12 protein-coding genes and 1 pseudogene are annotated in these 15,356 nt (G+C 66.7%); 5 read left to right on the top strand and 8 right to left on the bottom strand.

Going from position 1 to position 15,356, the window contains the following annotated elements; all coding sequences use genetic code 11:
• Positions 1-117: pseudogene (locus Q0627_RS14790) on the top strand (GNAT family N-acetyltransferase); the annotation flags it as partial.
• Between the two features lie 186 nt (positions 118-303).
• Here Q0627_RS14790 and Q0627_RS14795 read toward each other — a convergent pair.
• Positions 304-735 carry a nucleotide exchange factor GrpE gene (locus Q0627_RS14795; RefSeq protein ID WP_291015872.1) on the bottom strand — a complete coding sequence of 144 codons (432 nt, stop codon included), beginning with the start codon at positions 733-735 and terminating at the stop codon, positions 304-306.
• Between the two features lie 66 nt (positions 736-801).
• Here Q0627_RS14795 and Q0627_RS14800 point away from each other — a divergent pair, with 66 nt between their 5' ends.
• The 4 genes from Q0627_RS14800 (at position 802) to Q0627_RS14815 (ending at position 6,922) form a co-directional block, all read left to right on the top strand.
• On the top strand, positions 802-2,472 hold the full coding sequence (locus Q0627_RS14800) for an Hsp70 family protein (protein WP_298811034.1): 1,671 nt from the start codon (positions 802-804) through the stop codon (positions 2,470-2,472).
• A 5-nt stretch (positions 2,473-2,477) separates the two neighbouring features.
• Positions 2,478-3,980, top strand: coding sequence for a hypothetical protein (locus Q0627_RS14805; protein WP_298811036.1), 1,503 nt, complete (start codon positions 2,478-2,480; stop codon positions 3,978-3,980).
• A 109-nt stretch (positions 3,981-4,089) separates the two neighbouring features.
• A complete protein-coding gene (locus Q0627_RS14810; RefSeq protein ID WP_291015867.1) occupies positions 4,090-4,779 on the top strand; it encodes a tellurium resistance protein in 690 nt (229 codons plus the stop codon).
• A gap of 76 nt (positions 4,780-4,855) precedes the next feature.
• Positions 4,856-6,922, top strand: coding sequence for a prolyl oligopeptidase family protein (locus Q0627_RS14815; RefSeq protein WP_298811039.1), 2,067 nt, complete (start codon positions 4,856-4,858; stop codon positions 6,920-6,922).
• 58 nt (positions 6,923-6,980) lie between these two features.
• Here the strand turns inward: Q0627_RS14815 and Q0627_RS14820 are convergent, their stop codons facing one another.
• The 7 genes from Q0627_RS14820 to Q0627_RS14850 all read right to left on the bottom strand — a co-directional run.
• A complete protein-coding gene (locus Q0627_RS14820; protein ID WP_291015863.1) occupies positions 6,981-7,808 on the bottom strand; it encodes a hypothetical protein in 828 nt (275 codons plus the stop codon).
• Positions 7,809-7,832: 24 nt separating this feature from the next.
• Complete coding sequence (gene ppk2, locus Q0627_RS14825) at positions 7,833-8,795, bottom strand: polyphosphate kinase 2 (protein ID WP_291015861.1); 963 nt, start codon at positions 8,793-8,795, stop codon at positions 7,833-7,835.
• A gap of 160 nt (positions 8,796-8,955) precedes the next feature.
• A complete protein-coding gene (locus Q0627_RS14830) occupies positions 8,956-9,573 on the bottom strand; it encodes a DUF6764 family protein (protein ID WP_333716663.1) in 618 nt (205 codons plus the stop codon).
• Positions 9,574-9,653: 80 nt separating this feature from the next.
• Positions 9,654-10,094, bottom strand: coding sequence for an SRPBCC family protein (locus Q0627_RS14835; protein ID WP_291015857.1), 441 nt, complete (start codon positions 10,092-10,094; stop codon positions 9,654-9,656).
• Positions 10,095-10,186: 92 nt separating this feature from the next.
• Positions 10,187-12,748 (bottom strand): ABC transporter permease, encoded by a 2,562-nt coding sequence (locus Q0627_RS14840; protein ID WP_298811048.1) that lies wholly within the window; start codon positions 12,746-12,748, stop codon positions 10,187-10,189.
• Position 12,749: 1 nt separating this feature from the next.
• Positions 12,750-13,514 (bottom strand): ABC transporter ATP-binding protein, encoded by a 765-nt coding sequence (locus Q0627_RS14845; RefSeq protein WP_291015856.1) that lies wholly within the window; start codon positions 13,512-13,514, stop codon positions 12,750-12,752.
• A 202-nt stretch (positions 13,515-13,716) separates the two neighbouring features.
• Positions 13,717-15,356, bottom strand: a 1,640-nt coding sequence (locus Q0627_RS14850; protein ID WP_298811045.1) for a phosphoenolpyruvate carboxykinase (GTP), incomplete at its 5' end; no start/stop codon positions are given.

Raw genomic sequence — 15,356 nt, forward strand, 5'->3', positions numbered from 1 at the left:
ACCATGGCCTACGTCGGAACCCGAAAGATGTTCGAACAAGCCGGATTCGAGAAAGCCGCCGACACCACTTCGGTGATCGACGGCTTCCCGAGAATCATCATGCGCCGGGCGCTGTGAAGCGCGATGTGACTGACCGCGGCACTCCAACGTCATATAGAGATGTTCGCGTCGAGCACAATCCGCTTCACGCTCACGATTCAGTCGGAACCTTCCGGCTCGCTCGGCGTGCCGCACTGAATTGGGCGACGATATCGTCCTCGCTCACGCCCCGTTCAACCATGAGCGCGCGCAGCTTGTCGACTGTCAGTCTCCGAAGACGGTGACCATGGCGGGGCGGACGGAGCGGGGGCCGACGCGCAGACCGGGGCGGATGGGGTCGGCGACGGTGCGGGGGGTGTCATCGGCGGTGGCGGGGCGGACGTCGACGGCTTCCATCGTGGAGACCTCGAAGGGGTCGCCGACCGACGGGGTGATGATCTCGCCGCCGCGGCCGGTGATGAGGCGTTCGAGGCTGCCCGCGATGGAGGCGAAGGCGGCGTCGCCGGAGCGGGCGCAGGCGTCGGCGTCGACGAAGACGGCGAACAGTTCCACAAGCAGGGGCAGGTCGGGGCCGGAGGTGCGGGCGCGGTCGGCGTCGACGAGTTGGTCGAGGGTCTGCGCCTGCCTGACCACCACGCGGGTCAGGTCCTCCACGCGTTCGGCGAGTTGTCGCAACTGGTCGTCAACGTCTGTCATCTGCTCAGAGTAGCGCCGCCGCGCACCCCTGCCGTTGGGCGTTTTGCGCTGTTAGGCTGGCTGATCGTGGGCGTCTACGGAATCGACTTGGGCACGACCAACTCCGCCATCGCGACGGTGGACGCCGGGAGCCGGCCCCGGATCATCGCAGGTCTGGACGGGTCCCAGACCACCCCGAGCGTGGTACTGCTGGCGTCGGCCTATGACCATGTGGTCGGTGAGGGTGCCCGCAGGCAGGCCCGGCTGGACCCCGACAACGTGTGCGCGCTGGTCAAGCGACGTATGGGGGATGCGGACTGGCGGTTCGTGGCGCACGGGCAGACGTGGTCGGCGCCGGCGATCTCCGCGCTCATCCTCAAGTCGCTGATCTCCGACGCCGCGTTCTCCGGCGAGCAGGTGCAGCGGGCGGTGATCACCGTGCCCGCCTACTTCGGTGACGACGAACGCCGCGCCACCATCCAGGCCGGCAGCTACGCGGGCATCGAGGTGGCCGGTGTGCTGTCCGAGCCGATCGCCGCCGCCCTGTCGTACGGGTTCAGCAAGATCACCGACGCCTTCTCGTCGTCGACACCCGATGAGAAGGTGCTGGTGTACGACCTGGGCGGCGGAACATTCGACGCCACCGTCATCGAACTGGCCGACCGGCGTATCTCGGTGCTGGCCGTCGACGGCGATCATCAACTCGGCGGCGCCGACTGGGACGAACGGATCGCGCTGTACCTGTCGCAGCAATTCTGCGCCGAACATCCCGACGCCGAGGACCCACTCGACGACTCGGCCGGATCACAGGCGCTGGTGCTGGCCGCCGAACGCGCCAAACATGAACTGTCGGATTCGGATTCGACGTCGGTGATCGTCGCCCACGACGGGGTGCGGTCGGTGATCACGCTGACCCGCGCGCAACTCGAAGACCTCACCGGGCCGCTGCTCAAGCGCACCGTCGAACTGACCCGGTCCTGTCTGGCCGCCGCGCGCGACCGGGGTGCGGCCAACATCGACCGGGTGCTGCTGGTGGGCGGCTCATCGCGAATGCCGATGGTCGCCAACATGATCCGCGACGAACTGGGCCTCAATCCGCAACTGTCGGACCCGGATCTGGCCGTCGCCAAGGGCGCCGCCATCTACGGCGACAAACTGGAAGTGGAACGGCTGGTGACGGCCGACCTGCGCACCCGGGGCCGCCTCGCCGACGGTGCGCCGGTGCTGTCGGCATCGCCCACCGACGTCGACGAATCGTGCAGTCGGGTGGCCGCGGCGTTCGGGCTGCCGGTCAGCGGGGTGCGGCGGATGCTGGAGATCACCGTCGACACGGTGGTGTCCCGCGGCTTCGGAGTGCTCGCCGTTCGCGACGGCGACCTGCAGGCATCGTGGCTGGTGCACCGCAACCAGACCCTGCCCATCCGGGTGCGACGCTCGTTCGGGACGATGCGCGCCGACCAGGACATCATCGAGCTGACCGTCCTCGAACAGGCCGGGCAGCAGGAATCCTCCCGCCCCCAGGACGCAAAGATACTGATAGAGGGCACCATTCGCGACATCCCCCACGGCCACGACGAGGGCAGCGAGGTGCAGGTGACCTTCGAGATGGGATTCGACGGCGTGCTGCACGTGACGGCCTTCCACGTCGACGCCGGGATACCGTTGCGGTTGTCGGCGAAAACCGGTGCGACACTGTCGCAATCGGAGGTCAATCGCGAACTCGAACAGGTCCACCGGTCCCGGCGCCGCGACGGGTGATGGTGATGCAGCCGTTCAACTCCAACGACTACCGCAAACGCGTCCTCGCCGCCGTCGACCGGCGCGGCGGACTGTCGTCCTCCGATTCGTTTGAGCTGTACGATATTCCGCTCGACGAGGCCGAGCGGATCACCGACGATCAGGCCGTCGGCAGAATCGAAGCGGTGTGGGCGTTCTGGCAGAAGCAACGCGATCACCCCAAGTACCGCAGCCTGGTGACCCAGCTGGTGCGCTCCCACGACACGCGGTCGAAGCCGCTGCGGTACGCCACCACCCGGATCGTCGAAGCCAGAGCCGTTGCCGCACAACGTGAACAGCGGGATGCGGGACGATACGAACTGCTCGACAACGCGATCGAACGGCTCGTCGAACGGTACGGCGGCATCCCCGAATCCAAACGGGCCGGGCTGTCCGACATCGGTGCGATGGGAGGGCTCACCCCGGACGAGATCGAGGCCCGGATGCGCCGGCACCGCATCATCGGCGACACCACGCAACCCGCGCCGCCGACGGCGCCACCTGACCCGATCAGTGAACAGCGCCTGAGCCAGATCACCAGGCTGCTAGGCGAATTCGACCGCATCCAGTCCGGCAACGAACCCACCCCGACACTCCTCGCGCTGCTGCGAATGAGCCTCGACGACGCCACCGACGCCGAGCGGATCGAGACCCGCGTCGGGATCCTGTCCGATCGGGTCCGCGAGATGCCGGCCGGCCCGATGCGGGCGGTGCTCGACGAACTCGTCGTCCACTGCCGCGATATCCTGCTCGGCGACATCGCCCGGCTCATCGCCTACTGCAAGGCGGTCAGCGAATCCGTCGCCGACTACCTGCGTCCCCGGGTGCGGGCCGCTGTGCTCGTCGAAGATGTTCTGCGGCACGGTGATTACGAGTTCCTGTTCGAGGAGGCAATCGATCGCGGTCTCGGCCCGGCCGGTGCGCGCCAGATTCTGCACGACCTCGCGGGTGAATTCGGGGCCTCGGTGGAGAGCGAGGAACCACCCTCGCAGCCCCCGGAGATCTTCCAGCCCGCCCCCGCACGGCCCCGACCTCCGGACCCACAGCCCGTCCCGGCACCAGAAGTCACGCCACCACCCTCGGACACCCCCGCACCGCCGGTTCCCGGACGCATCGACACCACCCGCAGAGCACCGAAACGTCAACGTACCGAAGCCAATCCAGTGCCGACCGGACCCCCCACCGTCCCCGGCCTGCCCGACATCGCCGTGTTCGGCGCGGGTGGCGGCGTCCTGACATTCGCCTGGCCGCCGGGGGTGACCGAGGCGATGGTCTACCTACGTCGCGATGCGCCCCCGGCGGCACCCGGCGACCCGTCGGCGGTCGCCGTCAAGATCACCAACTCCCGCTATCACGTCGACGGTGGATTCGTGGTGCCCGACGATTCACGTCCCTGCTATGCGGCGGTCGCGAGCTGCCGCCGCACACCGTCGGGAACCCTGGAGGTGGCCGACGGATTCGGCCGCCGCGCCCGCATCGAGGTCCGCTGACCATTCCGTCCCCGACATGGATTCCAAAACATACGACACCACAACAGGTTTCATCGCGCACAACCGTCACGAACAGCACCGACACCAATACCGAAGAGGAACAGTGACAATGGGTATCGACTACAACAAGCGACCGTCGCAGCCTGCCGCCCCGCAGCAGCCCCCGACCCAGCAGGCCCCCGCCCAACCCGGGATATCGCTGCAGAAGGTGACGCTCACCAAGTCGGCACCCAGCGTCTCGCTGGCCAAGCAGGGCTCGGCCGTCGGACAACTGCGGGTGAACCTCAACTGGACCAGCGGCGCCAAGAAGGGCGGCTTCTTCAAACGGTCCAGCGGAATCGACCTCGACCTGGCCTGCCTGTGGGAGTTCACCGACGGCAGCAAGGGCATCGTGCAGGCCCTCGGCAACTCGTTCCAGGCGCCGCGTGAGGGCAAGCCGATCATTCTCCTCGACGGCGACGACCGCTCGGGTTCGGGCACCGGCGGCGAGAACATGTACATCGATCTGGCTGCGACACAGCAGATCCGGCGAATCCTCATCTTCGCCTACATCTACGAGGGCGCCCCCAACTGGGCCGCCGCCAACGGCGTGGTGACCGTCTTCCCGACGAACGGACCGCAGATCGAGGTCCGCCTGGACGAGGCCGACCAGAGCGCGCTCTCGTGCGCGATCGCCCTGTTCGAGAACCGCGGCGGCGAACTCGTCGTCAACCGCGAGGTGCGCTACATCCGCGGTGCCCAGGACAAGGTCGACGAGGCCTACAACTGGGGCCTGAACTGGAAGGCCGGCCGCAAGTAGTCCCCACTGCCGGTTGAGGCTCGTCGCTGACACTCCTCGTACCTCCTCCAGCGAGGGGGTGGTGCAGACTGGACGGGTGACCGAGACGCCTGCAGCAGACGATCCGTATCTTTGGCTCGAAGAGGTGACCGGGGAGGCGGCGCTCGAGTGGGTTCGGGCGCACAACGAGCCGACCGTCGCATCGCTCACCGACTGCGATCGGTTCCGTCAGATGCGGGCGCAGACGCTGGAGGTGCTCGACACCGATGAGCGGATTCCGTACGTGCGCAGACGCGGTGAGTTTCTGTACAACTTCTGGAAGGACGCGCAGAATCCGAAGGGGCTCTGGCGGCGGACCCCTTTGGAGTCGTACGCGACGGACACCCCCGACTGGGATGTGCTGATCGACGTCGATGCCCTCGCCGCCGCCGAGGACGAGAATTGGGTGTGGTCGTCGGTCACGATGTTGTGCCCCGACTACACCCGGGCCCTCGTGTCGCTGTCGCGGGGCGGCGCCGACGCGGTGGTGATCCGCGAGTTCGACGTCGACGCCCGCACCTGGGTTACCGACGGATTCGTGTTGCCGGAGAACAAGTCCCGCATCGATTGGATCGATCACGACACCATCTGGGTGGGCACCGACTTCGGTGAGCAGCCCGACGGACACGGGGCGATGACGTCGTCGGGGTATGCGCGGGTCACCAAACGCTGGACACGTGGCACCCCGCTCGACGACGCGATCACCGTGTTCACCGGCGACCCCGGCGACGTGGCGGTGTCCGCATCGCACGACTCGACACCCGGATTCGAGCGCGACTACGTCATGCGCAGCACCGACTTCTACAACACCATCACCTACGAGCTGGTGGACAGCGCGCTGGTCGAGATCGAGGTGCCCACCGACTCGCGGTTCTCCGTGTTCCGGAACTGGCTGCTGGTGCTGACCCGATCCCCCTGGACCGTGTCATCACCGACCGTGTCAGCACCGGCCGCCGGCGACATCACCTACGACGCCGACACCCTGCTGGTATTCGACTACGACGACTATCTCGCGGGCGGCCGCGATCACACGGTGCTGTTCTCCCCCGACGCGCACACCTCTCTCGAGAAGTTCGCGTTCACCAGATCCCATCTGATTCTGGTGAAACTGCGCGACGTGGCCACCGAGGTGGAGGTGATCACACTCGGCGACTGGACGCCGGTACCGCAGCCGGGACTGCCGGACCTGGCCACCATCTCCGTACTCGACACCGACCCCGACAACAGTGACGAAGTCTTCTGGACCGCTTCGTCGTTCACCACGCCACCGGCGTTGCTGCACGGAGACAGCGGCGCGCCGGTCACCGTGATCAAATCCGCACCGGCACAATACGATACGTCGACGGTGAGCACCGAACAGCACTTCGCCACCTCCGCCGACGGCACCGAGATCCCGTACTTCGTGATCCGGGATGAGAATGTGACGAGCGGCCCCACACTGCTGTACGGCTACGGCGGTTTCCAGGTGTCGCAGACACCGACGTACACCGCGGTGAGCGGCCGCAACTGGATCTCCCGGGGCGGCATCTACGTGATCGCCAACATCCGCGGCGGCGGCGAGTACGGTCCGCTGTGGCATACCCAGACCCAGAAAGCCAACCGGCACAAGGTGTACGAGGACTTCTCGGCGGTCGCGAAAAAGCTTGTCGCCGACGGGCTCACCACACCGCGGCAACTGGCCGCGCAGGGCGGTTCCAACGGTGGCCTGCTGATGGGGGTGATGCTGACGCGCTATCCGGAGTTGTTCGGCGCCATCGTGTGTCAGGTTCCGCTGCTCGACATGCGTCGCTACCATCTGCTGCTCGCCGGCGCGTCGTGGATGGCCGAATACGGCGACCCCGACAACCCCGACGAATGGGCGTACATCGGCGAGTACTCGCCATACCAGCACATCGACGCCGACACCGACTATCCGCCGATCCTGGTGACCACCTCCACCCGCGACGACCGGGTGCACCCGGGGCACGCCCGCAAGTTCGTCGCCAGACTCGAGGAGACCGGGCACCGCGTCAGCTACTACGAGAATATCGAAGGCGGGCACGGCGGTGCCGCCGACAACAAGCAGTCGGCGTTCAAATCCGCTCTGGCTTACGAATTCCTGTGGCGCACAATCGGTAGCGTGTGATCTCGCGGAGTTTCGAGGCTCGTCGCCAGCGCTCCTCGCACCTCAACAGGCGGGGTACTCAGCGGCGCGTGATCACAGTGATGGCCACACCCAGGAGCAACACACCCAGGCCGGCTCCGCCGACGATGTACGACAGCTCACGCAGATTGCCGAGCACGGTGTCGACGATCGCCTCGCTCACCGCACGGTCCGAACCCGCGCCGCCGGTGAGTTCGTCCTTGGCGCGGCCGGCGCCCACCACGGCCGCCGCGTAGCTGACGACGGCGGCGGCTATCGTGGCCAGGCCCAGGGCCAGCAGCACCAGGCCCCGGCGGCGGGCGATCACCAACCCGCCGAGGGCGCCGACGATCGCGACAGCCGCCGACCCGTACGCCAGCCGGGCGATATTGAGGCCGGTCTCGTGGTATCGCCCGGCCTCCAGATTCGAACCGCTCAACTGCACCAGCACCTGCTGGGACGTCTGCACCGGAACGCCGAGCTTCTTGAGCACCCGATTCACCATCGGTGCGATGTCGAGTTCGAGACCATGGTCCTCGCGCCCGTCGGCGGCCGGCTTGTTGAACAGATAGTCGTGCTGGTCGGAGACGACCGCGACGAAATCGTCCTTGAACTCGGCAGAATTGGTGTATGCACGGGCGAGCGGAGTGACGAAAGCGCTCGTCACCCCGCCCGTGAAACTCCCCGAACCGCCCGTCCGGTCAATCACGCCCTGCGTGATCTGCTCGGTCATGTAGTCCCGGACCTTCTGCTGCTCGGCCACCGGACGCATCGTCGACGCGAAACCGTTGGAATCGACCAGCCGCGCATTGACCCACCACGACGGCACCGCCAGCACGATGGCAGCCATCGCGGCGAGTGTCAGAACAGCACTGAGAATTGTCCGCACGCCGCCAGACTACTCCGGCAGCGACTATTCCCCGATGGTGTCGCGCGCCCGACTGACGATCAGCGGATCGGGATCGCCGACCAACTCGACGTCTTTGCCGGTGTACTCATACGAGGCCAGCACATGCCGCATCGCATTGAGGCGGGCGCGCTTCTTGTCGTTGCTCTTGACGACGGTCCACGGCGCGAAATCGTTGTCGGTGGCGGCGAACATCGCCTCCTTCGCGGCGCCGTAGCTGTCCCATTTGTCGAGCGAGGCCAGATCCATCGGCGACAGCTTCCACTGCCGGACCGGATCGATCTGCCGGATCGCGAACCGCGTGCGCTGCTCCAGCGGCGACACCGAGAACCAGAACTTGACCAGATGAATGCCGTCGTCGACAAGCATCTTCTCGAACGCCGGTACCTGCGCGATGAACTGCGAGTACTGGTCGTCGGTGCAGAAACCCATCACCCGCTCCACGCCGGCGCGATTGTACCAGGACCTGTCGAAGAACACCATCTCCCCGGCGGCCGGCAGATGCTGCACATACCGCTGGAAATACCATTCGGTGGATTCACGTTCACTCGGCTTCTCCAGCGCGACGATGCGGGCACCGCGCGGATTGAGATGCTCGTTGAACCGCTTGATGGTGCCCCCCTTGCCGGCGGCGTCGCGGCCCTCGAATACCAGCAGGAACCGCTGCCCGGTCTGCTTGGTCCACTTCTGCAGTTTCAGCAGCTCGATCTGTAGCTTGCGTTTGGTGATCTCGTACTCGCGGCGGCTCATCCGGTCGTCGTACGGGTAGTCCTCGCGCCAGGTGTCGACGACGTTGCGGCTCGGCAGCGTCAGGAGCACCGGGTCGTCATCGTCGTCGTCGTTGACCGCGAACTGCGTGACGTTACGCAGATCGACGAGCTCCTGCAGCGCCTCGCGGCCGTTGAGTTTGCTGAAATCCGGTCCGAACTGGGCCTGGCCGTCCACGGCCGGTGTATAAACCTCGGTCACCCTGCCATCATATGCGCACCACCTGACCGGAAGGTGAATTAGAGCTGAACCCGGCCGACGATTCGGGCCGAAAGTCCTGTGCCGGCCGTCCCCGACTTGCGGTTTGCGCCGACTCGCGGTTTGTGGACCCGTGAAGCCGGGCCCACAAACCGCTTCCCGACTACTGAACGACCAGCGCGGGCCCGAGTTTGGCGCAGCCCCTGGCCTTGTTCAGCTCCACCGCCAGCGCGGCCGTGCCGTAGCAGACAGCACCGTCGGTGCCGATCTTGGCCTGACTGCCGGCGCCGCCGACCGCGAGCGTGTCCTCACCCTTCGCTGCCTTGGCAAGCGCGAGCGCGTTCGGTCCGATGGTCACCGCTCGGGCGTTACCCCCCTCGGACGCGCCCGCGAGCGCGATCGAACCCGGCTGCCTGTTGTCGGCGGTCGCCTCACCGCCGGTGTCGGCGATGGCCACGGCCGTTCCCCGGCCGCTGCTTTCGAGTGCCGTCGCCCGGCTGCCCTTACCCGCCTTGACCCCACACCCCGATTTCTCCACGACTTTCTCGAATTGCTGGCCGTCGACCGCCTGGCAACTCACCGCCGACGCCGTACCGGCGCCCCCACCCGCACACAGAACTGCAAGTCCCGCACCAAGTCCGACGATCGCACTGGCGATGCGAAAGCGAAACTTGTTGATATTCAATATGATCGGCCTCCTCGAAACGAAAAACGGACGTCCACCGGCGTCACGGTGCCTATACCGTAGACGACGTGGACGTCCGTCGGGTGACGGCACCACAACAATTGGTTCCGGGTCCGGTCACGAAATCCACGAACCGCCCGAAGCGGTCCGGTCGACGAGGCCGGGGAGGCTGAAAGTCAGCTCGCCGAGCGCCGCTTGGCCTCGGCGACGAGTCCCTTCTTCGCGGTTTCGACGGCAGCTTTCTGGCCGCGTTTGACGATCAGACCGGGCAGCTTGATCTTGAGATCGACCTCGAGCTCGAAATCGACGTGCGTCCCGGTGGCCGTGGGCGTGAGCGTGTACGAACCGTGCTGCAGGCTGAGCTGCTTGCCCTCCACCAGATCCCAGGTGCACGAGTTCTCGGTCCACTTGTACGCCAGCGTCTGCTCGTCGGAGATACCCGACAGGCCCGCGACGATGTGCACCCGGTCGGGCGTGCCGTCGGGATGCGTCGAGAGCACCTCGGCGGACTTGTGCGCCTCGGACCACTTCGGCAGTGAGTCGATGTCGAGCAGGATCTCCATGATCAGCGACGCCGGGGCGTCGACGTCGAATTCAGTTCTTGCAGTCACAGTCATGCCGAAGAACCTACCGTGCCCGCCGACACCGGCAGCAGGAAACACGCGAATGTTCCCGGCGATCCTGGTCACGTGACCCGATCGGCGTCCGGTCACAGATCCGCGATGGCCTCCAGCGGTTTGGTCCGGGCCGCCCGCACCGCCGGCCACAGCGCGGCGAGGATACCGACGAGACCCGCGGCCAGCACCGTTCCGCCGATCAGCGACCACGGCATCACCGGATCACCCAGACCCCACTTGGCGAGTGTCCTGGTCAGCGCCCAGCCGATCACGGAACCGAGCCCCACTCCGAGCACCGCCCCGAAGACTGCGATCAGCACCGACTCCAGGTAGATACTGCGGCGCACCTGCGCCCGCAGCATGCCGATCGCCCGCAACGTCCCGATCTCGCGTTTGCGTTCGACCACCGACAACGCCAGCGTGTTGACGATGCCGAGAATCGCGATGGCCAGCGCCAGCCCGAGCATCGAGTACAACACGGCCAGCATCTGGTCGATCATGCTGGAAATCGTGCCCTTGAACTGCTCGGGGTCCTGGACCTGCACGGTCAGGTAGTCGGCGGTGGCCGCGTCCAGACGCGCCCGCAGCACGTCCGGTGCCACGCCCGGTGCGGGATCGGCCAGCACCATCGTCGTCATCCGCAGCGATGCCGGGACCAGCTCGCGATAGGCGTCGGCACCAATGACCCACGACTGCACCAGCGGGTTGTCCTCGAACACCCCGGCGACCCGGACGTGGACGTCCTTGCCGCCGATCGTCGAGAAGGTGAGGACCTCGCCGCGTTTCCAGCCCTTGTCCCGCGCCCATGTCTCGGGCACCAGGATGCCGTCGCCGGGTACCTCCGACGATGCCCCGTCGAGCATCGGCAGGTGCAGCAGGTCACCGAGACCGGTGCCGACCGCGGACTGCCCGGTGACGAACCTGCCGTCGTACTTGGCCTGCACGACGCCGAACGCGACGACGCTGCCGACCCCTTCCGTGCCGGAGATCGCCTCGGCGATGGAAGCGGGCAGGGCCTGCTGGTTGGAGTCGCTGACGATGAACGACGCGCCCACCCCGGTGTCGACCGCGGCATCGGCGGTGCCCTTGAACGAGGCACCGAGGATGCCGATGATCGAGACCAGCAGCAGACCGAGGGTCAGGGCGAACGCCGTGGCCGACGTGCGGCGCGGGTTGCGGACCGCGTTGGTCCGGGCGAGCTGCCCGACCTTGCCGAACGGCGCGCCCAGAATACGTCCGAGCCCGCCGACGAACGGCCGCGACAGTGCCGGGCCCCCCAGGACCGCGGCGATGATCGCGGCACCGGCGCCCAACCCGACCGTCACCGCCGGACCGACGCCGACACGGGTCGCACCGCCGACGATGAGCGCGATCGCCAGGACCGCGAAACCCGCACCGACGAGGGTACGGCGGCCCAGCGTGGTACCGTCCTCGGCGGCACTGGCCCGCATCGCCTCCACCGGCGCCACCCGCGCAGCGCGTGCCGCCGGCACCCAGGCGCTGACCATCGTGACCACGATGCCGACGAACAGCGCGGCCAGCACCGCCGCCGGGGTGACGGTCAGCGGACCATCGGGCAGGCCCGTACCCGAGTTCGCCAGCATCTTGAGCAGGGCGGCCAGACCGATCCCGACGGCCAGACCGATGCCACCGCCGACGAGGCCCACGACGAACGCCTCGAACAGCACCGACCGCGAAATCTGTTGCCTGCTCGCCCCGACCGCGCGCAGCAGCGCCAACTCCTTGTTCCGCTGGGCGACGATCATCGAGAAGGTGTTGTAGATGATGAAGGTACCCACCACCAGGCCGATGGCCGCGAACGCGAGCAGGATTCCCTGAAAGATGTCGAGAAATTGGGTGTACGCACCCTTCGCGTCGGCGCGGACCTGATCACCGGTGCGCACCCGGTACCGTTCGGGATCCAAGATCGCCGCCACCCTGTCCCGCAGTTGCTGCGGCGACACCCCGGGAACAGCCTGCAGTTCGACGAAGCCGACGTAGGTGCCATCGGTCATGAGTTCGCGGGCCGTCTGTTCGTCGAACCAGATGTTGACGAAACCACTGGTCGCGCCCGGCTGGTCGATCAGAGCCACCACGGTGACATCCATCGGTTCGGTAGATCCTTGTCCCACAACGACTTTGGTCTTGGATTCGACCTCCAGGCCGTTCTTCTCGGCAGCCGAGCGATTGATCGCGATCTCGCCCTTGCCTTTCGGGGCCCGGCCACCGGGCATGATCCTGTCGGCATCGGGTGCGAGCGCTTCGTCGGGCGGAGTGAATGCCGAGGCGATGGCCGGGGCACCGCCCGTCGAGATCGCCTTACCGTCACCACCTGCCACTGTGACCGTCGCCCGGACATCGGTCACCAGTCGATTGATCCCGAGTTCACTTTTGCGCGAGGATAATTCGTCGACAATCCGGTTGTCGACACCGGCGCCGAGGGCGTCGGAGGACGGTGACACCTCCGCCGACACCCCCGGCGCCACATTGTCGAAAAGGCTGCTGAAAGCATTCGAGATCGACGCCGTGAACACCATCGACCCGGCCACGAACGACGTGCCCAGCATGATCGAGAACACCGTCAGCGCGAGCCGGAGCTTGTGCGCGGCGAGATTACGCAGCAACCCCCGCCGCATCACCGAGGTCCGTCGCATGTCAGGCACCCACCGGATTGTCGAGGTTCTTCATCACCTCGAAGACGTCGTCGGCCTTCGGCGCTCGCAACTCCCGCACGATCTGCCCGTCGGCCAAGAACACGACGCGATCGGCGTACGACGCGGCCCGCGGATCATGCGTGACGATCACGACGGTCTGCCCGAACTCGTCGGTCGCCGCCCGCAGGATCTCCAGCACCTCCCCCGACGATCGCGAATCGAGGTTGCCGGTCGGCTCGTCGCCGAAGATGATGTCGGGCCGCCCGACCAGCGCCCGCGCACACGCGACCCGCTGCTGCTGCCCGCCCGAGAGCTCCGCGGGCCGGTGCGTGAGCCGGTCGGTCAGACCCAGCCGCGACACCACCGTGTCGAACCACGCTTTGTCGACATCACGGCCGGCGATGTCAAGGGGCAGGGTGATGTTCTCGGCCGCCGTCAGCGTCGGCACCAGATTGAACGCCTGGAACACGAATCCGATCCGGTCGCGCCGCAACGTGGTCATGGCCTTGTCACCCAGCGCGGTCAGTTCGACGTCACCGATGCGCACGCTGCCCGACGTCGCGACGTCGAGCCCGGCCAGACAGTGCATGAGCGTCGACTTGCCCGAACCCGACGGTCCCATGATCGCGGTGAACTCGCCCGCGGTGAACGTCACCGACACCCCTCGCAACGCGGCCACCTCGGTGTCGCCCGATCCGTAGAGCTTGGTGAGACTGTCGGCAACTGCCGCGACCTGCGTCCGGGTACCGCCCTCGCTGAGTGTCATGCCGTCCAGACTTCCAAAAATCCGCGGGCCGGGCTATCCGGTCTCACCCTGATCTCAGCCCTGATAAAGGTAAGAGAGCAGGGCCGTGACCGAAGTCACGACCCTGCTCTCCTAAATTCAGTACGTCCGAGAACTCAGCGCATCTGGGGATTCAGCGCGTCTGGGGATTCAGCGCGTCTGGGGATTCAGCGCGTCTGGGGATTCAGGCGCCCAGGCGCTCGCGCAGCGCGGCGAGCTCGTCCCGCAGCGACGACGGGAGCTTGTCACCGACAAAGTCGAACAACTCGTCGATCAGCGGCAGCTCACGTTCCCATTCCTCGGAGTTCACGGCCAGCGCCTCGACGAGATCCTGGTTCTCGACGTCGAGTCCGTCGAGGTTGAACTCCTCGGGCTTGGCGACGATGCCGATCGGGGTCTGCTCGCCGGTGACCTCACCCTCGATGCGGCCGATGATCCACTCCAGGACGCGACTGTTCTCACCGAAGCCGGGCCACAGGAAGCGGCCGTCATCACCACGGCGGAACCAGTTGACGTAGAAGATCTTGGGCAGCTTGGCGGCATCGGCGTTCTTGCCGAGGTCGATCCAGTGCGAGAGGTAGTCGCCCACGTGGTAGCCCATGAACGGCAGCATCGCCATCGGGTCGCGGCGAACGGTACCCACCTTGCCCTCGGCGGCGGCTGTCTGCTCCGAGCCGACCGTGGCGCCCATGAACACACCGTGCTGCCAGTCGCGGGCCTCGGTGACCAGCGGGACCGTGGTCTTGCGGCGGCCACCGAACAGGATCGCCGAGATCGGCACGCCCTGCGGGTCGTCCCACTCGGTCGCCAGCGACGGGCACTGGACCAGCGGAGTGCAGTACCGCGAGTTGGGGTGCGCGGCCTTCGCGTCGGACTCCGGGGTCCAGTCGTTGCCGAGCCAGTCGGTCAGATGGGCTGGCGTCTCGCCGTCGATACCCTCCCACCACACGTCGCCGTCGTCGGTGAGCGCGACGTTGGTGTACAGGGTGTTGCCGCGGTCGATGGTCTCCATCGCGTTCGGGTTGGAGTCGAAGCTGGTGCCGGGAGCCACGCCGAAGAACCCGAACTCCGGGTTGATCGCGTAGAGACGGCCGTCCTTGCCGAAGCGCATCCAGGCGATGTCGTCGCCGACGGTCTCGGCCTTCCAGCCGGGGATCGTGGGCTGGATCATCGCCAGGTTGGTCTTGCCACAGGCACTCGGGAACGCCGCGGCCACGAAGTAGACCTTGTTCTGCGGGCTGGTCAGCTTGAGGATCAGCATGTGCTCGGCCAGCCAGCCCTCATCGTGCGCGAGCACCGACGCGATGCGCAGCGCGTAGCACTTCTTGCCCAGCAGCGCGTTGCCGCCGTAACCCGATCCGTACGACCAGATCTCACGGGACTCGGGGAAGTGGGTGATGTACTTGTCGGTGTTGCACGGCCACGGCACGTCGGCCTGACCGGGTTCGAGCGGGGCACCCACCGAATGCAGGCACTTGACGAAGAAGCCGTCGTCACCGAGCAGTTCGAGGACAGGGGTGCCCACGCGGGTCATGATCCGCATCGACAGGACGACGTACTCCGAGTCGGTGATCTCGACGCCGAGCTTCGGATCGTCGGAGCCGAGCGGGCCCATGCAGAACGGGATGACGAACATGGTGCGGCCGCGCATGCTGCCGCGGTACAGACCGGTCATGGTCTCACGCATCTGCGCGGGCTCGACCCAGTTGTTGGTGGGGCCGGCGTCCTCTTCCTTCTCCGAGCAGATGTAGGTACGCGACTCGACGCGCGCGACGTCGGCGGGGTCGGAGTTGGCCAGGAACGAGTTGGGCTTGCGCTCCTCGT

It is taken from the genome of uncultured Gordonia sp. (assembly GCF_937858515.1).
Classification (GTDB): Bacteria; Actinomycetota; Actinomycetes; order Mycobacteriales; family Mycobacteriaceae; genus Gordonia.

Coding starts and splice junctions, on each gene's coding strand:
- Q0627_RS14795 (WP_291015872.1), bottom strand. CDS start 735: ATGACAGACGTTGACGACCAGTTGCGACAACTCGCCGAACGCGTGGAG.
- Q0627_RS14805 (WP_298811036.1), top strand. CDS start 2,478: ATGCAGCCGTTCAACTCCAACGACTACCGCAAACGCGTCCTCGCCGCC.
- Q0627_RS14810 (WP_291015867.1), top strand. CDS start 4,090: ATGGGTATCGACTACAACAAGCGACCGTCGCAGCCTGCCGCCCCGCAG.
- Q0627_RS14835 (WP_291015857.1), bottom strand. CDS start 10,094: ATGACTGTGACTGCAAGAACTGAATTCGACGTCGACGCCCCGGCGTCG.
- Q0627_RS14840 (WP_298811048.1), bottom strand. CDS start 12,748: ATGCGACGGACCTCGGTGATGCGGCGGGGGTTGCTGCGTAATCTCGCC.
- Q0627_RS14845 (WP_291015856.1), bottom strand. CDS start 13,514: ATGACACTCAGCGAGGGCGGTACCCGGACGCAGGTCGCGGCAGTTGCC.